17 protein-coding genes are annotated in these 20,837 nt (G+C 70.7%); 6 read left to right on the forward strand and 11 right to left on the reverse strand.

Going from position 1 to position 20,837, the window contains the following annotated elements; genetic code table 11:
* Positions 1 to 168: 168 nt before the first annotated feature.
* Together AB0B96_RS25780 and soxR are read right to left on the reverse strand one after the other, a co-directional pair.
* On the reverse strand, positions 169 to 3,150 hold the full coding sequence (locus AB0B96_RS25780) for a cellulose binding domain-containing protein (RefSeq protein ID WP_362902526.1): 2,982 nt from the start codon (positions 3,148 to 3,150) through the stop codon (positions 169 to 171).
* Between the two features lie 323 nt (positions 3,151 to 3,473).
* Positions 3,474 to 3,944, reverse strand: a complete 471-nt coding sequence (gene soxR / locus AB0B96_RS25785; protein WP_362902528.1) for a redox-sensitive transcriptional activator SoxR — start codon at positions 3,942 to 3,944, stop codon at positions 3,474 to 3,476.
* 50 nt (positions 3,945 to 3,994) lie between these two features.
* On the opposite strand from soxR, the gene AB0B96_RS25790 reads away from it, so the two are divergent.
* The 3 genes from AB0B96_RS25790 (at position 3,995) to AB0B96_RS25800 (ending at position 6,057) form a co-directional block, all read left to right on the forward strand.
* Positions 3,995 to 4,393 (forward strand): PPOX class F420-dependent oxidoreductase, encoded by a 399-nt coding sequence (locus AB0B96_RS25790; RefSeq protein WP_350947355.1) that lies wholly within the window; start codon positions 3,995 to 3,997, stop codon positions 4,391 to 4,393.
* 56 nt (positions 4,394 to 4,449) lie between these two features.
* Positions 4,450 to 5,280 carry a patatin-like phospholipase family protein gene (locus AB0B96_RS25795; protein WP_362902530.1) on the forward strand — a complete coding sequence of 277 codons (831 nt, stop codon included), beginning with the start codon at positions 4,450 to 4,452 and terminating at the stop codon, positions 5,278 to 5,280.
* 129 nt (positions 5,281 to 5,409) lie between these two features.
* Positions 5,410 to 6,057 carry an AAA family ATPase gene (locus tag AB0B96_RS25800; protein ID WP_362902532.1) on the forward strand — a complete coding sequence of 216 codons (648 nt, stop codon included), beginning with the start codon at positions 5,410 to 5,412 and terminating at the stop codon, positions 6,055 to 6,057.
* 26 nt (positions 6,058 to 6,083) lie between these two features.
* Here AB0B96_RS25800 and AB0B96_RS25805 read toward each other — a convergent pair whose 3' ends face one another.
* On the reverse strand, positions 6,084 to 6,863 hold the full coding sequence (locus AB0B96_RS25805) for a putative hydro-lyase (RefSeq protein WP_350947351.1): 780 nt from the start codon (positions 6,861 to 6,863) through the stop codon (positions 6,084 to 6,086).
* Between the two features lie 327 nt (positions 6,864 to 7,190).
* On the opposite strand from AB0B96_RS25805, the gene AB0B96_RS25810 reads away from it, so the two are divergent.
* Complete coding sequence (locus AB0B96_RS25810; protein WP_362902534.1) at positions 7,191 to 8,150, forward strand: LysR family transcriptional regulator; 960 nt, start codon at positions 7,191 to 7,193, stop codon at positions 8,148 to 8,150.
* A 209-nt stretch (positions 8,151 to 8,359) separates the two neighbouring features.
* Positions 8,360 to 9,859, forward strand: coding sequence for a hypothetical protein (locus AB0B96_RS25815; protein WP_362902536.1), 1,500 nt, complete (start codon positions 8,360 to 8,362; stop codon positions 9,857 to 9,859).
* A 31-nt stretch (positions 9,860 to 9,890) separates the two neighbouring features.
* Here the strand turns inward: AB0B96_RS25815 and AB0B96_RS25820 are convergent, their stop codons facing one another.
* The 5 genes from AB0B96_RS25820 to AB0B96_RS25840 form a co-directional block, all read right to left on the reverse strand.
* Positions 9,891 to 10,730, reverse strand: coding sequence for a sugar phosphate isomerase/epimerase family protein (locus tag AB0B96_RS25820; protein ID WP_350947348.1), 840 nt, complete (start codon positions 10,728 to 10,730; stop codon positions 9,891 to 9,893).
* A gap of 189 nt (positions 10,731 to 10,919) precedes the next feature.
* Positions 10,920 to 12,128: a substrate-binding domain-containing protein gene (locus AB0B96_RS25825; RefSeq protein WP_362902538.1), complete on the reverse strand. Its 1,209-nt coding sequence runs from the start codon at positions 12,126 to 12,128 to the stop codon at positions 10,920 to 10,922.
* Between the two features lie 31 nt (positions 12,129 to 12,159).
* A complete protein-coding gene (locus AB0B96_RS25830) occupies positions 12,160 to 13,098 on the reverse strand; it encodes an ABC transporter permease (RefSeq protein ID WP_362902540.1) in 939 nt (312 codons plus the stop codon).
* Complete coding sequence (locus AB0B96_RS25835; protein ID WP_362902542.1) at positions 13,095 to 14,138, reverse strand: ABC transporter permease; 1,044 nt, start codon at positions 14,136 to 14,138, stop codon at positions 13,095 to 13,097. Before AB0B96_RS25835 ends, AB0B96_RS25830 begins: the two co-directional genes overlap by 4 nt.
* A complete protein-coding gene (locus AB0B96_RS25840) occupies positions 14,135 to 15,607 on the reverse strand; it encodes a sugar ABC transporter ATP-binding protein (RefSeq protein WP_362902544.1) in 1,473 nt (490 codons plus the stop codon). Before AB0B96_RS25840 ends, AB0B96_RS25835 begins: the two co-directional genes overlap by 4 nt.
* 286 nt (positions 15,608 to 15,893) lie before the next feature.
* Between AB0B96_RS25840 and AB0B96_RS25845 the strand changes: the two genes are divergently transcribed.
* Positions 15,894 to 17,081, forward strand: a complete 1,188-nt coding sequence (locus tag AB0B96_RS25845; protein ID WP_362902546.1) for an ROK family protein — start codon at positions 15,894 to 15,896, stop codon at positions 17,079 to 17,081.
* Positions 17,082 to 17,251: 170 nt separating this feature from the next.
* Here the strand turns inward: AB0B96_RS25845 and AB0B96_RS25850 are convergent, their stop codons facing one another.
* Genes AB0B96_RS25850 through AB0B96_RS25860 form a run of 3 tightly spaced genes read right to left on the reverse strand, consistent with a single transcriptional unit; the run spans position 17,252 to position 20,506 of the window.
* On the reverse strand, positions 17,252 to 18,217 hold the full coding sequence (locus AB0B96_RS25850; RefSeq protein ID WP_350947342.1) for a UDP-glucuronic acid decarboxylase family protein: 966 nt from the start codon (positions 18,215 to 18,217) through the stop codon (positions 17,252 to 17,254).
* Positions 18,214 to 19,245, reverse strand: a complete 1,032-nt coding sequence (locus AB0B96_RS25855; protein WP_362902549.1) for a glycosyltransferase family 9 protein — start codon at positions 19,243 to 19,245, stop codon at positions 18,214 to 18,216. Before AB0B96_RS25855 ends, AB0B96_RS25850 begins: the two co-directional genes overlap by 4 nt.
* A gap of 34 nt (positions 19,246 to 19,279) precedes the next feature.
* Positions 19,280 to 20,506 carry a glycosyltransferase family 9 protein gene (locus AB0B96_RS25860; protein ID WP_362902551.1) on the reverse strand — a complete coding sequence of 409 codons (1,227 nt, stop codon included), beginning with the start codon at positions 20,504 to 20,506 and terminating at the stop codon, positions 19,280 to 19,282.
* Positions 20,507 to 20,837: the final 331 nt, after the last annotated feature.

A 20,837-nucleotide genomic window follows, 5' to 3' on the forward strand; every position in this document is an offset into this window, starting at 1 on the left:
TCAGGGGGGAGGGCCGGGGGGCCTCAGGGGGGAGTCCCGAGATCGCCACGGTCGCCCCTCTCGCCCTTTTAAGGGCGAGAGGGGCGACCTGATGGCATTCGGTCGCCTCCCGGGTGGGCCCCGCCCGCCCTCTGCGGGAAAAACGGTGAGAGAGCGGGCGGGAGGCGGTCAGGGGGCGGTACAGGTGACGGTGGAGGGGACCCCGTTGGTACCGGTCCAGGAGGCGCCGAAACCGAACGAGGTGGAGGCCCCGGGGGCCAGGACGCCGTTCCAGCTCACGTTCTTCACGGTGACGGCCGCACCGGTCTGGGTGTGGGTGCCGCTCCAGAGCTGGGTGATCGTCTGACCGTTCGGGAACGACCACTTCACGGTCCAGCCGGTGGTCGCCGAGGTGCCGGTGTTCTTTACGGTCACCTCGCCCTGGAAACCACCGGGCCAGGAGTTGGACACCGTGTAGGTCGCGGTGCAGCCGCCGCCGACCTGCCCGGCGAGGGTCTTGAAGGTCACCGGGGTGGAGGCGTCCGAGCTGTTGCCCGCCGCGTCACGGGCGATCACGTAGAAGGTGTACGACGTGTCGGCGGTCAACCCGGTGAGCGCGAACGACGGCGAGGTCGGCGACCCCACCTTCACGTCCGTCGCCCCCGCCTCACGGTAGACGTCGTAACCACTCACCCCGACGGCATCCGTCGAAGCCGCCCAGGTCAACGTCGCACCCGACGACGTGATCGCCGAAGCCACCGGAGTACCGGGCTTGGTCGGCGGGACGGTGTCGGGGGGCGGGACGGTCCCGTCGTTGTCGGCGTACAGGATGCCCCGGCCGTTGGTGCCCAGGTAGACGCGGCCGTAGACGCGCGGGTCGCCGGTGATCGCCTCGCCCGCGTTGCCGTACTGGTGCTTGTCGTCGTTGATCCGCACCCAGCTCGCGCCGGTGTCGTCGGAGCGGAAGACGCCGGTCACGCCGCCGATCGTGGCGACGGTGTACAGCGCCTGGTAGCCACCGGCGGTGGCGGATTTACCGAAGCCGATGTTGACGGCGTCGGTGACGCCGGACAACTTGGTGAACGACGCGCCGCCGTTGGTGGAGCGCCAGATGCCCGAGGCGGCGCCCGCGCTGTTCGCGGGTCCGGTCAGCCAGATGTCGCCCTCGCGGCCGGGTACGGCCTTGAACTTGACGTTGCCCTCGGCGGGCAGTCCGGTCGCGGCGGTGGCCGTGAAGGAGACGCCGCCGTTGGTGCTGGCGTAGAACTTTCCGCCGCTGAAGCCGTAGAACCTGTTGGAGTTCACCCGGTCGGACTCGACGACGGCTCCCGTCGGGAGTCCGGTGGAGGGGGTCCAGGTGTTGCCGTAGCCGACCGAGTAGTGCACGCCCACACCCTTGGGCGCCCAGACGAACCGGGAGCCGTTCGCCGCCGCGGCGATCGTGCCGCCCTCGTTGATGCCACCGGGTTCGGTGCCCTGGAACCAGTTGGCGCCACCGTCGGTGGAGAACGCGGCGTGACTGTCGTTCGGCCGGTCGGCGTCGGTGAAGTTGCCCGCGCGGACCATGATCGACGGGTTGGTCTCGGCGTAGTCGAGGCTGGTCGTCGAGGTGAAGACCGGCGAGGTGAACAGCATGGGCGGTACGGCGTCGAGGTTGGTGTGCCGGAAGCCTCCCAGGTCACCCAGGGCACTGACCAGCGGGGCGCCGGTCGGCGGGCTGATCAGGTCGAGGACTGCGGTCTCCTCAAGCCCCTTGACCATGGGCTTGATGGTGAACTTGCCGCCGGTGTCCCACTTCTTGAGGTCCTCGGTGCCGTACACCGTGGCACCGGTGCCGTACATCATCCGGTTGCCGTCGAACGGGTCGATCTCCAGCGACTCCGTCATCCAGCCGAGCTTGGGGGTCGTCTCCGGCGGCTGCGGGTTGGTCCCGAAGGTCAGCCACGGCGAGGAGGAGATGTCCATCGTGTAGCGGAGGCTGCGGTCCGGGTAGGAGGTGAAGTCCCAGACCCGCGTCCAGGTCGCGCCGGAGTCGGTGGACCTGAAGAAGATCACGTCCGGCCACCAGGAGATCTGGGTCGCGACCATGATCGTGCCGGGGTTCTGCCGGTCGATCGTGAGGCCGCTGTAGCCGAAGTAGTTGTCGGACGAGCTGGAGGGGATCGGGCTGATCTGGGTCCAGGCCCCGGTGGTGGTGTTGAGCTTCCACACGTCGCCCTTGGAGCCGTCGTACGGGCCGCCGGTGTCACTGGTGGCGATGTAGAGCGTGCGGCTGACGTGATCGAACACGCCCTTGTGCGCCATGTAGCCGGTGGGCTGTCCGGCGACCCTGCTCCAGGTGGTCCCGCCGTCCGAGGAGCTGTAGACGGTGTTCGCCTTGTCCGCGACGCCCACGTAGATCTTCTGTGTCGTGTTCCCCGCGGTTCCCGAGGTCGGGTCGAAGGTCACCCAGACCACGCCGGGACGGTGGCTGAGGTAGCCGTTGGGATCGGAGGGGTCCTGGGCGTAGTTCCCCGCGTTGGGGAAGCTCGTGACCTTGGCCCAGGTCACCCCCTTGTCGGTGCTGCGCCACAGGCCGTTGCCGTCGGGCGCGCCGAGGTAGACGACGCTGTTCCTGTTGGGGTCGACGGCGAGCCGCTCCCCCATCCCCCGGCCCGGCATGTTGCCGCCGAGTTTGAAGGGCAGCGGTGTGGCCTGCCAGGTCTCGCCCTTGTCTGCGGAGCGCAGGATGGCCCCGTTGTTGGGGTCCCAGCTGTTGGTGTACATCCCGGCGGCGACGTAGACACGGTTGGTCTCCACCGGGTCGGTGGCGAGGCTGACCACACCGTTGTAGCCCCACTTGTCCCAGCCCACCCAGTCGAGCAGCGGGGTCCAGCTCTTGCTCGCCTGTTCCCAGCGGTACGCGCCGCCGATGTCGGTGCGGGCGTAGATCAGGTTTTTCTCGGTCTGGTTGAAGATGATCCCCGGCACGAACCCGCCGCCGTCGATCCTCACGTTCTTCCACTGGTACGTCTCCGCGGCGGCCGCGGAACCGGTCCCGGTCGCCACCGTCTTTGTCGCGGCCTTCACCGCGGCCCCCGACGCGGACGCCTGGGCGCCCCCGACGGCCGCGCCGACCGACGCGCACGCCACCGCCACGGCGGCGAGCATGCTGAACAGCCTTCTTCGCATGTACGGCTTCCCTTCGCAATGCAACGGACAAACCGCCATGCACGATCAGGTGACGGGACCCTGACCGTCGACCGCCATGATGCGCGTGCATGAACGCCCAGAGGTTCACATGCCGGACCCCGGATCGTCAATAGTTTGACTAGACAACTAACAAACCCACGGCGAATCCCCCGGGGAGACATCGGCGCTCCCGCCGGGGCGCGCCCTGTCGCCCGTCGCCGCCGCCCCTTGCCCGAGGTGCGGGATCGGTGCGAGAACGCGACACCGGAGCCGCGTGCGGGAGCGACACGGGGCGTCGGCCCCGGCCGACGGGACGGACCTCGTCACACCTCGCAGGGAGCGCAGCTCTGGCGGGGCGGGAGCATCAGGCGCGAGCCCGGTCCTCTCGCGGCGGCCACGTCGTCGGGGTTGGCGAGCGCGCAGCGGTCCAGGGAGAGGCACCCGCAGGCGATGCAGTCGGTCAGACCGTGGCGGAGCCGTTCGAGCTGCCTGATGCGGTCGTCGAGCTCGTCCTGCCACACCGTCGAGAGCCTCGCCCAGTCCTCCCTGGTGGGGGTGCGCTCGTCGGGAAGCGCCGACAGCGCCTGCTGGATCGTCCTGAGCGGGATCCCGACGCGCTGGGAGACCCTGATGAAGGCGATCCTGCGGAGCGTGTCACGGGGGAAACGGCGCTGGTTACCCGCGGTGCGACGGCTGCGGATCAGCCCCTTGGCCTCGTAGAAGTGCAGGGCGGAGACCGCGACCCCGCTGCGCGCGGAGAGCTGGCCGACACTCATCTCCGGATTGTTGGGCATGCGCCAGTCTAACTTGACCTCAATCAACATTGAGGTTACAGAGTGAGTACATGACATTCACGGAGGCGGAGCTCGCCTATCTCGAAGGGCAGCGCCTGGGCCGCCTGGCCACCACGGGCCCCGACGGTTCCCTGCAGAACAGCCCGACCGGTTTCCGCGTCGACACCGAGACCGGCGTCGTCGACATCTACGGCCGCGCGATGGGCACCACCAGGAAATTCCATAACGTCCGGACGAATCCGCGGGTGGCCTTCGTGGTCGACGACGTCGCCTCCACCGACCCCTGGCGGGTGCGGGGCGTGGAGATCCGGGGTGAGGCCGAGGCCGTCGAGGACCACGAACCGCCCTCCCCGTACCTGAGCCGGGAGATCATCCGCATCCATCCCCGGCGGATCATCTCCTGGGGCGTCGACCCCACCCAGGAGGGCATGAGGGGCCGTGACGTCTGACTCCGCGTCCTCGGGCGCTTCTTCTGCGGGGAAGAGCCATCAGGTATGAATGGCGCATGACGAGAACACTGGTGCTGGGTGGCGGAGGCGTGGCGGGCATCGCCTGGGAGGCGGGGATCGTCACCGGTCTGCGCCGGGCCGGCATCGAGCTGGGAGAGGCGGACCTGATCATCGGCACCTCCGCCGGATCGGTGGTCGGGACGCTCGTCGCCACCGAGGCCGACCTGGAGAGCGCGGTCGGCGTCCAGGCGGACACGGAGGTCTCGAACGTCTCGACCGCCTCCGCCGTCGACATGGAGGCGGTGATGGCCGCCTTCGGCGTGCTCTACGACCCGTCCCTGGAGCCCCTGGAGGCCCGGCGCCGGGTCGGCGAGATGGCCCTCGCGATGCGGGACACCGGCGCCAGGATCGAGACGATCGGCAACCGGCTGCCCGTCAAGGAGTGGCCGGAGCGCCGCCTGCTGATCACCGCCGTCGACACGGGGACCGGCGAGTTCGTGGTCTGGGAGCGCGAATCGGGGGCTCCACTGGTGGCGGCGGTCGCCTCCAGCTGCGCGGTCCCGTGCGTGTTCCCTCCGGTGGAGATCGGAGGGCGCCGCTACATGGACGGCGGGGTCCGCTCGGCGACGAACGCCGACCTGGCGGCGGGCAGCTCCGCCGTGGTCCTCCTGGAACCGCTGGCGCACGTCTCACCGAGGTCCCGCCTCGAAGCCGAGCTCGCCGAACTGGGTGAGGCCACCGTCGCCCACGTCGTCCCCGACGAGGCGTCGGTCGCCGTGTTCGGCGCCAACGTCCTCGACCCGGCCCTGTGGCGCCCCGCCTTCCAGGCCGGCCTCGCCCAGGCGCTCGCCGCCCAGGAGAGCGTGGCCAGGGCCTGGAAGGACTGAGATCGTGACCGGCCGGAGGCGGACCTACGACAGGTTCTCTCGCGGGGTGCACGGGGGTCCACCGAGGGCTGCGACGGAACGTGCGGCGACCCTCTCGGTGCCCCCGGTGGGATTCACCGCGGAGGGAAGGTGAGCGGGGTGGCGCCGCTGTGGGTGGTGAGCGGGCCACCGGGGGCGGGGAAGTCCACCGTGGCGGCGGCGCTGCTCGCGCTGCTCGACCCGGTTCCCGCGCTGCTCGACAAGGACACCGTCTACGGCGGTTTCGTCGCGGCCACCCTCCGCGCCCACGGACGTGACGACGGGGAGCGCGAAGGCCGCTGGTACGACCAGAACATCAAGCGTTATGAATACGAGGGGTTGACAGAGGTCGCCCGCCAGATCCGTTCCCACGGCTGTCCGGTGATGCTGGAGGGCCCCTTCACCACCCAGGTGCACGACGCGACGGTGTGGGAACGCTGGGTCGAGCGGCTGGGCGGCCCGCCCGTGCGTCTCCTCTGGATCCGTTCGGACGGCCCCGCGCTGCGGGCCCGGCTGGAGGCGAGAGGGCTCGCGAGGGACGCGGGCAAGCTCGACCGCTTCGAGGACTACCTGCGGGCGATCAGGGTGGACGAGCCACCCGTCGTGCCCCACGACGAGATCGACAACCGCCCCGGCGCGCCCTCGCTCACGTCGCAGCTGGAAAGACTCGCCCGCCGCCTCGCTGCGGGCGGTGAGGACACTGAGAACACTGAGAACACTGAGAACACTGAGAACACCGAGGACACTGCCCGCGCCTGAACGCCCGGCGGCGCGGGGCGCGGCGTTCAGGGGACCTGGAAGCGGTCGTCCCTGGCGTCGGTGATCGCCATGTGGCCCGGGAGATGGCCGATGGCGAAGGACACCCCGCTCGCCATGACGGCCGCCTGTGGCGTCACCCCGCAGGCCCAGAAGACCGGGGTCTCCCCCGCCCGCACCTCGACGGGATCGCCGAAGTCGGGGACGCCGAGGTCGGCGATCCCGATCTCCTCGGGGGCGCCGACATGGATCGGCGCCCCGTGCACGGCCGGATATCTCGCGGTCACCCGTACGGCGGCCGGAACCAGGGAGGCCGGGACGGGGCGCATCGAGACGACCAGCGGGCCGCCCAGCGATCCCGCGGGACGGCAGGCGATCGAGGTGAGATACATGGGCACGTTCGTCCCCGTCTCGATGTGCCGTACCGGAACCCCGGCCCTGAGCAACGCGTCCTCGAAGGTGAAGCTGCAGCCGAGCAGGAAGGCGACCAGGTCGTTCCGCCAGAGGTCGCGCACGTCGCCGACGTCGGCCACGGCCCTGCCGTCCTGGTAGACGCGGTAGGCGGGCAGGTCGGTGCGAAGGTCGCCGCCGAACAGGACGGTGCTCACCGCACCGGGATCGCCGACGTCCAGGACCGGGCAGGCGACGGGGTTGCGCTGGGCGAACAGGAGCAGGTCGTAGGCGAGTTCGCGGGGCACGGCGAGCAGGTTGGCCTGGGTCCAGCCCCGGCACCACCCCGCGGTGGGCACTCGCAACCCCTCCCTGAAGTGACTCCGGGCCCGCGCCGGGGTGAGCGCCGCTACGTCCATCGGCGGATCATAACCTCGGCGCCGTCCGCCGCCCAGCGTTCCTCGGCCGCGGGCGGGGATACGGATGCTGGATATCGGTGTCTGCGACAGCCGAAACTTCGGCGCAACTCCGGTCCCTGGAATCTCGGATGTCGGACACCGCTGTCAGACTCCGGCCGGCGGGGGCGGCTGTCCTCAAAGCGAGACGCCCGGAAAGAGGCTAACGGCCATCCATAAATACCCAAATTAAGGCGCCTAAAACGTTTTTGGAACGATTCGACAAAATTGAGTCATATTTCATGACAAGTTTGCATTGCAGGTATAACGCCCCGGCCTTACGTTCCCGGTATGGATCTCGAGCTCCGACACCTCAAGATCGTGCGCGCGGTGGCACAGGCCGGCAGCGTCACCAAGGCCGCCACCCACCTCGGATTGGCCCAACCCGCGCTGACGGCGCAGCTCAAACGGATAGAGCGGGTTCTCGGGGGAGCTCTTTTCGAACGCGACCACAACGGCGCCAGGCCCACGCCCCTGGGGCAGCTGGTCCTGTCACGTGCACTGGTGCTGCTGCCCGCGGCCCGCGAACTCCAGGAGGAGGCACTTCGATTCGCCAACGCGAACGCCGACCTTCCCAGCTACCGGCTGGGCGCCACCCACGGCCCGATACTCGGCGGTCTGGTGGACCGCCTCGCCACCGCCTGGCCGTCCACCCCGGTGAGCACCCACACCTCCTGGTCCGCGAAGGAGCTCACCGCCATGGTGATGCTGGGCCGGATCGACTTCGCGTTCATCGGCGCCTGCGGAGAGAGCCCTCCGCCGGTGGAGGGGCCGGTGGTGTGGTCGACCGTGGGGACCGACCCGGTCTTCGTACTGCTCAACGAGGATCATCCGCTGGTGGACAGGAAGGAGGTGGAGCTCGCGGAGCTGGCCGACGAACAGTGGACGGTGACCCCGGGCGACAGCTGCTTCGGCGACTGCTTCGCCACGGCCTGCGCCCGTGCCGGCTTCACCCCCAAGACCATCTACGAGACCGACGTGGCCACCTGCATGCACCTGGCCAAGGTCGGACGCGCCGCCGCGCTGTGTCAGGCGACCTTCCAGCCCGCCGAAGGGCTGAAGCTGGTACCGCTCGCCGGGGCCCCGCTGCGCTGGCGGCAGCTGCTCGGCTGGCACCCGGAGGCCGCGAGCGCCACGGTCGCGGCATCGATCCTCGAACACGCGAAGGCCGCGCATTCCGACGCGATCGGACGGAGCAGACGATACGCGGCGTGGCTGACCGAGAACCCCCGGCTGGGCACCTCGCCATAACGTGACGGTAGGGGGCATCTGATAGAGGCGCGCCTCAGGCGCACCCCGTTACGTTGACGACACCCCCACCCGAGGGGTTCCAGAGACCAGGCCGGTCCGCCGCCCCCGCGGCCCGGCCGTCCCCGCCGCCCTTCCCCGCCACGAGCTTGTGCGAGCTCCTGGCGGGGAGGGCGGCCTCTCCACGTCCGGGCGTCGAGAACAATGGGGGGATGAGCGACCTTCTGACGCTGAGCGAGGGCGCGGTGCTGACGCACCTCGCCACCCGGGCCGAGCTGGCGAGCGGGGTGCTGCCCGCCTCCGACGACCTGCGGCTGTGGGCACGGCTGGCCGACGGTGCGGGAGTGCCCCTGGCGGGCGGCGGCCGGGTGCGGACCTCGCTCGACACCGGCGAGCCCGTCCTGACCGGACCCGACGGCTGGCTCGCCGGGGTGGAGCCGGAGCAGGTGATCGCGCTGCGGTTGCGCGGCGGCACCCTGGAACTGTCGGTCACCGAGTTGGACGACGTCCCCGCCGAACGGGTGATGCGGGTCGTCCAGGAGTTCGGCGAGCAGGCGCTCGACGCGCTGCGCGCCTTCGCGGAAGGGCTGGAGCCCAGTCCCGGCGTGCCGGTCGACGTCGTGGTCCTGGAGCTGCTGATGAAGGCCCCCGAGACCTTCGCCGACCCGCTGCCGCCGCTGTCCCCGCTGCTGCTCAACGCCTCGCTGGAGCTGCGCGAGGGCCGGGTGGGCATCGTGGGCGCCCCGTGGGACACGGCGTCGGTCGCCGACCTGGCCCCGTTGGACATCATCAGGCTCGCCCTGGTGCGCAGCGCGCTGCGCACGTACGGGGAGGGCGCCGACCTCTCCAAAGCCGTCACCTACCTGTCGCGGTCGGACGCGGTGCTCGCGAGGGTCGCCGACGAGGTGGAGCGCGAGCCGCTCGGCCCGGCACTGGTCGAGGCACTGCCCCGCACCGAGCCGGCCGCTCTGCTGCTGATCGCGAGGTCTGCCGAGGGCGAGGGCCGTTCGTTCGAGGCTGCAGGGCTGATCTCCGAGGTGCTCTCCCTCTCCCCCGAGCTGGCACCGGCCGTTCGCGACGCGGCCGAGTACGCCGCGTGCCGCACCACCCCCGGGGCTCCGCTGCCCGAGCGGGCCGCGCACCTGTTCCGGCAGCTGCTCACGTACGCCTACCGCCCGGCCCGCAGGCGGCTGATCGAGGATCTGATCGCGCTGAGTGTCCGGGTGGCGGAGCCCGCCCTCGCGGACCTGGCGCTGTTCGAGAACGACGTCGTCGGCGAGTTCCTGGACGCGCGGGCCGAGTGGCTGCGCGACGACGAGGTGGAGCTGCTGGAGTCCTGGCGGCGGACACCGCTGCGGCTGTGGGAGGTCCTCGACGTGTCCGGGGACGAGATCACCGTGGCCGCCCTCGGGGACGGGACCGGAGAGCGGGTGAGGCTGGTCGACGAGTTGCTCTCCGGGCAGGCGATACCGGGCGACCTGATGCTGACCAGGGTGCTGGGCGACGGGACGGGGCCGCACGTGTTCGGTCACCCGTTCAAGGTCGATCCCGAACGCGGGGAGGAGATGCTCGCCCTGCTCTCCGACCCCGTCGACCCCTACGCGGTGGCCGCCTTCTTCAGGCGCCCCAGGCGGGCACCCGCCGCCGCCCCCGGCACGGACGCGGCCGAGGCGGCGGACTCCACGGTGACGGACGACGATACCGGCCGCTGAACGGCTCCGGGATAGGCGGGGTCTGAGCCCGTCAAAGGGTGCGCAGGAAGGCCAGGCCCGTGGTCGCGAGGTCGTCCTGCGTGTCGGCGAGGGGGCGCCAGATCGAGGCGGCCGTGGCGATCGTCCGGTTGTGCGCGGTGAACGACTCGATGCAGAGCGGCCCCCGGTAGTCCACGGCGCGCAACGCGTCGGCGAGGGCGGGCCAGTCCATGTGGTCGGCCCCCGGCGCACCCCGGTCGTTCGCGCAGACCTGCACGTGCGCGACGAGATCCCCGGCCAACCGTACGGCCGCCGCCGGGTCCCGCTCCTCGATGTTCATGTGATAGACGTCCAGCGCGAGGCCGACTCCCGGGATCCCGCCGACCGCCTCGACGGCCTGCTCGACGGTGTTGACCAGGCTGGTCTCGTAGCGGTTGAGCGGTTCGACGGCGACCGTCACCCCGCGTTCCGCCGCGTACGCGCCGACCGGGGTCAGGTTCTCCCGCAGCTCGGCGTAGCAGCTCTTGCGCTCCTCCTCCGACATCCGCCAGGTCCGCCCCACCGAGGCGTAGGCGGGTCCGCCGATCACCGGGCTGCCCACCGTCACGGCGGCGTCCACGCATCGCCGCAGGTAGTCCTGGGTGTCGGCGACCGTCGCCGCGTCGGCGCCGACCAGTTCCCTGCCCGGTGGCATGACGAGGACCACCGAGGCCTTCAGCCCGAGGCTTCCCAGCAGTTCGGCCGCCCGCGCGGGATCCCAGTCTCCGGCCTGCTCCACCGGTAGCTCGATCACGTCGAACCCCCAGTCGGCCACCTTCGGCGCCAGCCGGGCGAGATCCTCGTCCGTCAGCGGCGAGACCCATACCCACGTGTTGACCCCGATGGGGAACATCGGCAACCCCTTTTCGTGCTGAACGCGTACTCGATGTCTCCGAGCCCGTCGGCGGACTCGTCTGGCGGGCCCTTCGTGAGCCTCGTGGCACCGGGCTCCGGGCACCGCGAGACGGTGCCCGGAGCCCGGTGGATCCGCCTTGCTCACCGCCCTGGCCGGGGGATCGCCCGGCCCGCGGGGAGATCGGCCTTACTTACCGCCCCAGGCGGCGGGGAAGTCCGGCAGCTTCTCGCAACCGCAGAGCGCGTAGTGCAGCGGCGGCATGTTGGGCTGCAGGTAGGTGTCCAGGTTCTCGGAAGTGATCTTGGGCTGGGGCAGCTTCCAGGTCTTGGGCACCTCCTCACCCTTGAGGATCTTCAGGGCGGCGATGATCGGGGTGCGCCACTGGTAGGTGGGGTAGGTCGGTGCGACGGCCGTGAGGCCACCGCTCTTCCACTTCTGCAGGAAGTCCTGCTGGTCCTCGCCGACGATCGCCGGCACCGGGACCCCGGCGTCCTCGAACGCCTCGACGGCCGCCACGGCGGTCGCGCCCGCGTCCATCCACACCCCGTCGATCTTGCCGTGCCGCTGGATGTAGTCGCTCACGATGCTCTTGGTCTTGGCCGCGTCGCCGTCGGTGAACTCCACCCCGACCACGTCGAGCTGGCTCTGGTCGAAGGTGACCTTCGCCGCCGACCAGCGGGTCTCCAGCACGTCGACGCCCGGCAGGATCCGCAGCGCGAGGACCTTGCCTCCGGCCGGCACCTTCTCCACCAGGAACTCGGCGCCGTCGGCGCCGAAGGCGTAACCGCCGATGGGGTTGATGAACGTCACCGGGCAGTCGGTCTCCACGCCTCGGTCGAAGACGATCACCGGGACCTTGGGGCAGGCGCCCGTCACCGCGGGGGTGAGCGTCGCGGTGGTGTTGGGCGAGACGATCAGAGCGTCACATCCCTTGCCGACCAGCTCGGCGATGTCGGAGATCTGCTTGTCGTCCTTGCCCTCCGCGTCGAGGGCGGTGAACTTCTTGATCTCCTTGTGCAGCGCCACCTCGGCCTGCATGGTCTTCCAGCCCACCTGCCGCCACGGGTTGTTCACCGCCGCGTTGGAGAAGCACAGGTTGTAGGGACCGTCCTTCTTGTACTTGGCCGTGTCCACCATCTCCGGGGCGATGGCCTGCTCCCACGGCTTGTCCGCTGGCCCCTCCGCGCTCTGGGCCCGCATGGCGAGCTGGGCGTCGTAGTCGGCCTGGACGAAGAACTTCGACTGCTCTCCGGTGTTGGAGGACGCGGCGGTGGAAGGGGCGGCCGCCGAGCTCTCCGGCGCCGCGCTTGAGGTCACCGGCTTGTCACTGGCGCATCCCGCGGCGAGCAACATCGCGGAGACACCCGCGACGAGCACCGTGATCGATCTGTTCAAAGAAGGCTCTCCTTGTTTCTCTGGGGGGCGTTCAGACGCGTAGGGCGCGCCTGAACGGAAGCCGTACGGAACTCGCCGCGACGGCGGCGATGATGATCACGCCCTGGACCGCGAACTCCAGGGCCCCCGAGATCCCGTACAGGTTGAGCAGGGTGAACAGCGCTTCGAGGGTGAATGCCCCGGCCATCGCGGCGACCACGGAGCCGCGCCCGCCACCGAGCGCGACGCCACCGAGGACGACGGCCGTGATGGCCTGGAACTCCAGGCCCTGCCCGACCTGGGCCGAGACACCCGCGAAGCCGCCGAGCAGGATGCCCGCGACGGCCGCGGCCAGGCCGGAGATGACGAAGGCGGCGATCCTGGTCCGGTCGACCCTCACCCCGGACAGTCCTGCCGCGCGTTCGTTGTCGCCGGTGGCGATGAGCCGCTTGCCGAAGTCGGAGCGCATGAGGAGGATCGCCGCGGCGCCCGCGACGAGAAGAATGAACACCGACCAGGGCACCGGGCCGAGGTCCCTGCGACCGAACATCCGGAACGTCTCCGACAGCGCGCCGCGCGGGGCGCCACCGGTCCACAGGAACACCGCGCCGGACAGCACGAGCATCATGCCGAGCGTGGTGATGAACGACGGCACCCTCAGCTTGGTGGTGATGGCCCCGTTGGCGAGCCCGACCAGCAGCCCGATCACGATCAGCAGGGCCAGCACCGGCCAGGTCGCCTGCTCCTGCCCGTCGATCAGCCGGGCGGCCACCACGACCTGCACGGTGACGAGCGACCCCACCGACAGGTCGAACTCCCCCGAGACGATCACGAAGTACTGCCCGGCGGCCAGGATGACCAGCGGTGCGGCTCTCTTGAGAAAGGCGAGGAACCCGGCGGGTTCCAGGAAGAACGGGTTCACCAGCGCGATCAGCACCAGCAGCACCGCCAGCACGGCGAGGATCGGCCCCATGGACCTGAGGGCTCTCATCGGGATCGCCTCCTCGCGCCGCGGCGGGCGTAGACGGCCACGGCGACGACGATCACCAGGCCGCGGACCACGTCCTTGAAGAACGCGTTGACCTCCAGCTGGTTGAAGACGCTGTCGAGCACGGCGAGCAGCAACACCCCGCCGACCGTCCCGGCGACCCCGCCCCTGCCTCCGGCCAGGGCCGTACCGCCGAGGACCACCGCGGCGATCGACTCCAGGTCGTAGCCGCCGTCGGTGCCGACCGTGGGCGCGCCCGCGCCGAGCCTGCTCGCCAGCAGCAGCCCGGCGACGCCCGCGCAGACCGAGCACAGGATGTGCGCGGCGACGACGATCCTGCCGGTCCGTACGCCGGACAGCCTGGCCACCTCCTCGTCACCGCCGACCGCGTAGATCCGGTACCCGAGCCTGGTGCGGCGCAGCAGGAACCAGACGGCGAGCGCGACGGCGGCCCACAGCAGCGCGGAGACGGGGACCGGTCCGATCCTGTCGTAGCCGAGCCGCTGGAAGGATTCGGGCACGCTGCCCGCGGGACCGTCGTAGAGGTGGTCCACGATCCCCTTGACGATGAGGGCCGTGCCGAGGGTCGCGATGAAGGCGTGGACGTGCAGCCGGGTGATGACCAGGCCGTTGACCAGCCCGATCAGCGCGCTCACCGCGAGCACCGCCGCGACGCCGGGGACGATCCCGCCGTCCTGCCCGGCCATGATCTCGGCCGCGACGAGGGAGGTGAGGCTGATCAGGTACGCCACCGACAGGTCCAGCGACCCGACCAGGATCGCCAGCGTCTGACCCACCGCGACGATGCCCAGCGCGGCCGAGCGCTGCTGGATGCCGACGATGGTCTCCAGCGTGAGGAAGTCGCCCCCGTCGAGGGCGACCAGCACCCATCCGACGAGCATGACCCCGGCCAGGGCGAGGTAGATGACCTGGGTCGAGCCGATGCGGCCCGCCAGGGCGCGCCTTCTCTCCCCTTCCTGCGGGACGGGGGCGGCGGGCGCGGCGGTGCCGGTCGCCGCCGCGGGCCTGCCAGGGCCGGTCACGACGTCACCTCACCGGCGGCCAGGCGCATCACGGCCTCCTCCGAGGATCCGGCGGGCAGCGAACCGGCGATGCGGCCGTCGCGCATCACGACGACGCGGTCGCTCATGCCGATCAGCTCGGGAAGCTCGGACGAGATCATCATGATCGCCATTCCGTCCTCGGCCAGGCCGCGCATCAGGTCGTGGATGGCGGCCTTGGCACCCACGTCGACCCCGCGCGTGGGCTCGTCGAAGATCAGGACCTTCGGCGCCACGGTCATCCACTTGGCCAGCACGACCTTCTGCTGGTTGCCGCCGGACAGGTAGCGGACCTCCTGCTCGGGGCGGGGCGGGTGGAGCCGTACCGCCTCCAGGAGTTCGAGGACACCGGTCCCGCCGGTCCCGCCGATCCTGCCGCCGTTGCCGATCCTGCGCACCGAGCGGGAGACCAGCAGGGCGTTGTCCCGTACGGACTGGCGCAGCGCGAGCCCTTCGGCCTTGCGGTCCTCGTTCACCAGGCCGATCCCGGCGGCCACGGCCTGCCGCACCGACGCCGGCCGCAGCGGGCTCATCGTGCCGCGCGTGAACGGCTCGGCGCCGAACAGGGCCTTGGCCAGTTCGGTGCGGCCCGACCCCTGCAGGCCGGCCACGCCGAGGATCTCGCGTTCGCGCAGTTCGAGGTCGATTCCGTCGAGCACGGCGTTGCCTCCGCCGCGCACGCTGAGCCGTACCTCTCCCGGTTCCGTGCCCCGGTCGGGGAAGTAGGTGCCGAGGTCGCGGCCGACCATCAGCCGGACCAGCTCGTCGGAGGTGATCTCGGCGGTGTCCGCGGTCCTGACCAGCGTGCCGTCCTTCAGCACCGTCACCCGGTTGGACAGGTCGAAGACCTCCCGCAGCCGGTGGGAGATGTAGAGGACGGCGATCTTCCGCTCCCGCAGGCGGGCCACCAGCCGGTAGAGCAGTTCCACCTCATGATCCGCGAGTGCCGCCGTGGGCTCGTCCATCACGATGATCCGGGCGTCCTGGGAGAGCGCCTTGACGATCTCCACGACCTGCTGCTGGGCGATGGAGAGGTGACGGACCAGGTCACGGGGGGTGAAGGAGGTCTCACCGAGTTCCTGGAGCAGCCGGGCGGTGGCTGTCTCCATCGCCTCCCTGTCGACCAGCCCCCGCCGGACGGGCTCGCGGCCCAGGAAGACGTTCTCGGCGACGCTGCGCTCGGGCAGCAGGTTGAACTCCTGGTAGATGATCGCCACCCCGGCGCGCTGCGCCTCGACGGGGTGGGCGAAGGAGACCTCGGTGCCGTCGATCTCGACGCTGCCCTCGTCAGGGGCGTGCACCCCGGCGAGAACCTTCATCAGCGTGGACTTTCCCGCGCCGTTCTCTCCGACGACCGCGTGCACCTCTCCGGCGGCGACCTCCAGATCGACCCCGCTCAGTACGCGGACTCCGAGAAAACTCTTGGCGATGCCACGCATTCTCAGGATCATGAGGCTACCGTCCCCGCGCGAGATACGGCGGCGGGAAAACGCGTCTTAGGTGCCAGGGACACCTGGGATATCAGGGATAGGGCTAACACATCCGAAAATCCGGTCCCGACGTCACCGGATGGTAATCGATTCGTCGGTAACCGGCCGATTTCCTTCATGTGTCCGGATGCTAAAGCGCTCTTATGGCGATGGTCAAGCAAAAGGATGTCACCATTTGGCATAATGAGGCAGGCCGAGCGCCTAAGTCGCTTTGACGCAGCGGAAACAAGGGGTGTTGACTGTGTGCATGTTCAGCGAAGCGAACGGTTCGATCGCCGGTGCGGGGGCGCTTCTCAACATCCTGCGCGACGGTCAGGCCAGAACGAGGGCCGAACTGGTCCAGCTCACCGGGCTGGCCAGGTCCACCCTGGCCCAGCGTCTCGACGCGTTGCTGAGCCAGCAGTGGATCATCCCGACCGAGGAGGCCATCTCCTCGGGGGGCCGCCCCGCCATCGCCTTCACGTTCAACCGCACCGCCCGCGTCGTCCTCTCCGCCGACCTCGGCGCCACCCACGCCCGGGTGGCGGTCACCGACCTCGGCACCACGGTCCTCGCCGAGCGCGCGGCCGAGGTGCCGATAGACCGCGGGCCCGAGGAGACACTCGGCTGGCTCCAGCGCACCTTCGAGGAGATGCTCGCCGAGATCGGCCACCGCCCGGAGGAGATCTGCGGCATCGGCGTCGGCCTCCCCGGCCCGGTCGAGCACAGCTCGGGACGCCCGGTCAATCCGCCGATAATGCCCGGCTGGGATGGTTTCCCCGTTCCCGAGTGGCTCGGCTCGCGCCTCGGCGCCCCCGTCCTCGTCGACAACGACGTGAACATCATGGCGTTGGGCGAGCACTGGGCCGCCCGCCCCAGCGCCGACCACCTCATCTTCGTCAAGATCGGCACCGGCATCGGCTGCGGCATCATCAGCGACCGCCGTCTGCACCGGGGCGCCCAGGGCGCGGCCGGCGACATCGGGCACATCCGGGTGGCCTCGGCCCTGGACACCGTCTGCCGCTGCGGCAACATCGGCTGCCTGGAAGCCGTCGCCAGCGGCGCCGCCATGGCCGCCAAGCTGTCCGCGGACGGGGTGGAGGCCGACGACAGCCGCGACGTGGTCCGCCTCGTACGCGCGGGCAACACCGACGCCGTGCAGCTCATCCGGCAGGCGGGCCGCGAGGTCGGCGACGTGCTCGCCTCGATCGTCAACTTCTTCAACCCCTCGGTGATCGTGGTCGGCGGCGACATCTCCGAGGCCGGTGAGCAGGTGCTCGCCGGGCTTCGCGAGGTCATCTACAGCCGATCGCTGCCCCTCGCCACCCAGCACCTGACGATCACCGCCAGCGAGCTGGGCGACCGCGCGGGGGTGATCGGCGCCGCCGTCATGGTCATCGAGCACGTGCTCGCCCCCGGCAGCGTCGACCGCTCCGTCGCCGTCCCCGCCGTCTGACCGATCCTCGGTGCGGCCTTCGCGATCCACCTCGCCCATCCCGCTTCCCGGCGGGTAGGGAGCCGCGATTTCCCGGCGGGCAGAGGGGCGCGATCCACCCCGCCTGCCCCGCTTCCCGGCGGGTAGGGGGCTTTCCCGATCCGCCCCGGCTCCGGCGGAAAGGCGGGCTCTCAGCGGGGGATCAGCTCCTGCGACGCGCTGAGTTCCCGCGCGAACCAGGCGATGGTACGGCGCAGTCCCTCGATGACGTCGATTTTCGGCCGCCACCCCAGCGCGGAGACGGCGAGGGAGATGTCGGGGCGGCGAATCTGCGGATCGTCGTCGGGGCGGCCGACGAAGCGGATCGGTGACTCCGAGCCGGTCAGGTGACGGACCGTCTCGGCGAGGGCCAGCACGCTCAGCTCGGTGGGATTGCCGATGTTGACCGGCCCGGTCATCTCGCCGCGGGCCAGAGCCAGGATCCCCTCCACGGTGTCGTCGACGTAGCACACCGACCGGGTCTGCCCCCCGTCGCCGGCCACCGTGATCGGCTCACCGCGCAACGCCTGGCGCACGAAGGTGGGAATGGCCCGGCCGTCATAGGGGCGCATCCTCGGCCCGTAGGTGTTGAAGATCCGTACGATCGCGGTGTCGGTGCCGTGACAGGTCCGGTACGCGGTGGTCAGCGCCTCGGCGAACCGCTTGGCCTCGTCGTAGACGCTGCGCGGTCCCACCGGGTTGACGTTGCCCCAGTAGGTCTCGCGCTGCGGATGCTCCAGCGGATCTCCGTAGACCTCGCTGGTGGAGGCGAGCACGAGCCGGGCGCCCTTGTTCCTGGCCAGTCCCAGCGCGTGCAGCGTGCCCAGGCTGCCCGCCTTCAACGTCTCGATCGGATGGCGCAGATAGTCCACCGGCGAGGCCGCCGAGGCGAGGTGCAACACCAGGTCCACCTCCCCGGGCACCCGCAGGAAACCCGTGACGTCGCACTCCACCAGCCGGAAGGCGGGCAACCCGACCAGGTGCCCGACGTTGGCCGGCGAACCGGTGAGGAAGTTGTCCAGGCAGACCACCTCCGCCCCCTCGCCCAGCAGCCGCTCACACAGGTGTGACCCGACGAATCCCGCGCCACCGGTCACCACCACCCGCCGTCCGTTCACCGCACCCCCACCTCCATCAGGCGCGCGGCGGCGTCGAGGACGTCCCAGACCCCGATCTCCAGCAGTCCCGGATCGGGCCGGTACCCGTAGGGATCGCCGAGACCTCCCGCCCACAGGACGGTGTGCGGCCCCGCCGGCGGCGGTCCCCACAGCGCGGGCGAGACGGGGCCGAACAGCGTCACGGAGGGGGTGAGGAAGGCGGCCGCCAGGTGAGCCACGCCGGTGTCGCCGCAGATCACCAGCCGCGCCCTCGCCACCAGCCCGGCCAGTTCGAGCAACCCGGTACGCCCGGCGAGCACGGACGTGGACGGCAGCCCCGCGAGCAGGGCCACCCGTTCGGCGAGGTCCCTTTCCCGCTCGCTCCCCGTGACCACGACCTGGTGCCCGTTGTCCCGCAGTTCCGCGGCCACGAGCGCGAACCGCTCCGGCGGCCAGCGCCTGGCCGGGTACGCGGCTCCCGGGTGGATGACGACCGGCCGCGAGCCCTCGTCGGCGAGGAGAGGGCGCTCCAGCTCCAGATCGGCGGGATCGGCCTCGATGCCGTACCAGCCGAGCAGGTCGCACCAGCGCCGCACCTCGTGCACGCCGTCGGGCCAGTCCGGTCCGTACGCGTCGGGGAAGGCGGGATGCCGGTAGGTCAGCAGTCGCGCCGGGCCGGTGCGGTGCAGCGCGGCGATGCCTCGCCGGCCACCGCCGTACAGGTTGACGGCGACGTCGACGCGCCGCCCGAGGCGCGGCACGTGACCGGGGCCCGACACGTCGCACACCTCGTCCACCCCGCCGATCAACGGCACCAGGGGCGCCAGCGCGGCGGGCGCGGCCAGCACGATCCGGTGGCCGGGGTGGGATCGCCGCAGAGCCCGCAGGGCGGGGACGACGGTGAGCAGGTCACCCAGTCCCAGCCCGCGCAGCACGATCATGACCGGCCGATCGTCCTCCGGGGCGACGTTCCGCCTCGCGGTGTCACCGCCGGTCTCGCTGCCGGCATCAGAGGGACGCGCATGGTCCGGTACCGGGGGGAATCTCATGTGACGACCTCTTTCGCGAACGTCGGGGCGATCCTCATGTGACGACCTCTTTCACAAACGTCAGGTGTTCGACCGCCTCGACGACCCGCGCGCTCGGCACCGACGCCGGACACGGGTGACCGACGACCGGACGGGCTGCGGCCCCCGTCGTCTCGCGGGGCGTCCACCGGTCTCCGAGGAGCACGGCCGGCACCCCGTACGGCGCCCGGCGCCCGGCGGAGGCGAACAGTCCGACGACCGGTGTGCCGACCGCCGCCGCGAGGTGGGCGGGTCCCTCGTCGGCGACGACCACCGCGCACGCTCCTTCGAGCACCGCGGCGAACTCGGGGTAGGTCGTCCTGCCGCCCAGGTCGACGACGGACCTGCCCGGGTGGCCGCCGGGCCGCCCGTCACGCGGACCCGGGGGTCCGTTCGGACCCCGGCCACCCGTCGCGGCCGACCCACCGTCGACCCAGCCCGCCGTGAAGGCGGGCTCGTCCACCTCCCAGCCGCGCAGGCGGGTGGGGCCTTCGCTCATCCAGTCGCCCGCGAAGAGGGGCCCCGGCGACAGGCCGTGCTGCCCGGCGCCGGAGGCGATCCGCGCGGTGAGTCCCCGCTCGTCCCGGTCGCCGGTCACGACGACCCTGCGACCCGAGCGGACCAGGTCGTGGACCACGCGCGCCCAGTTCTCCTCCGGCCACGCCCTGGCGGGTGCCGAGACGCCGGGGTGCAGGACCACGTAGCCCGGCGCCCCGGTGAGGTGGCCGACATCGGGCAGCGGGTGCCGTACGGCGAGGCCGCCCGCGTCTCCCGCCGGGAGCTCGAATCCCGTCGCCGCGGCCAGCCCGAGCATTCGCTCGGGCTCCGGCGTGTCCGCCTCCTCGTCGACGACGTGCCACACGTCGAGCAGCGAGCCCGGATGGTCGGTGGAGATCGCGGCGATCCTCGGCGTGTCCGCCAGCCTGAGCAGCAGAGCCAGCGGCAGCGGAGACCGGTGGTGCGAGGTGAGGATGAGCGCCTGGTCGGGAGCCACGTCACGGACGACGCGCAGCAACCTCAGGACGTGCGTGCCGGTCACGGGCGGCGCGACGGGATCGATCCATGGCGTACGCCACTCCACCACTCTCGACACCCCGGGCAGCAGTTCGGCGGCGGCCCGGCCGTACGGCCCGGTCAGCAGCACGACCTCCCGCGCGCTCGCGGCCACCGCGCGGATCGCGGGTCCCGCCAGCAGAACATCGCCCGCCTTGTCCAGGCGGGCGACGAGAACGGTGCCGGTCACCGTCGCTCCCCCGGTCGCGTCACGACGTGGGTGATCTCCCCATTGACCAACAAAACAGCCAATGAGTCACGAAATGTCGCATTTTTACCGAGAAATCCCATGGCGCTCGGCCTCTCGTTCGATATCTACTGACTACCGAGAGGAGCGACTACACAAACCGAAAAATCGTACATAAGCGCAGTTAAGAGGATTATGCAATTACTTTTATCACTATAAGTAATCACTACCGCGATTACCCGGCCCATCGGCCGGGTAACGAAGCACCGCGAGCCCGGACGGCCCGGACGGCCCGGACGGCCCGGACGGCCCGGACGGCCCGGACGGCCCGGAC

The organism is Streptosporangium sp. NPDC049046 (assembly GCF_040649155.1).
Lineage (GTDB): Bacteria > Actinomycetota > Actinomycetes > Streptosporangiales > Streptosporangiaceae > Streptosporangium.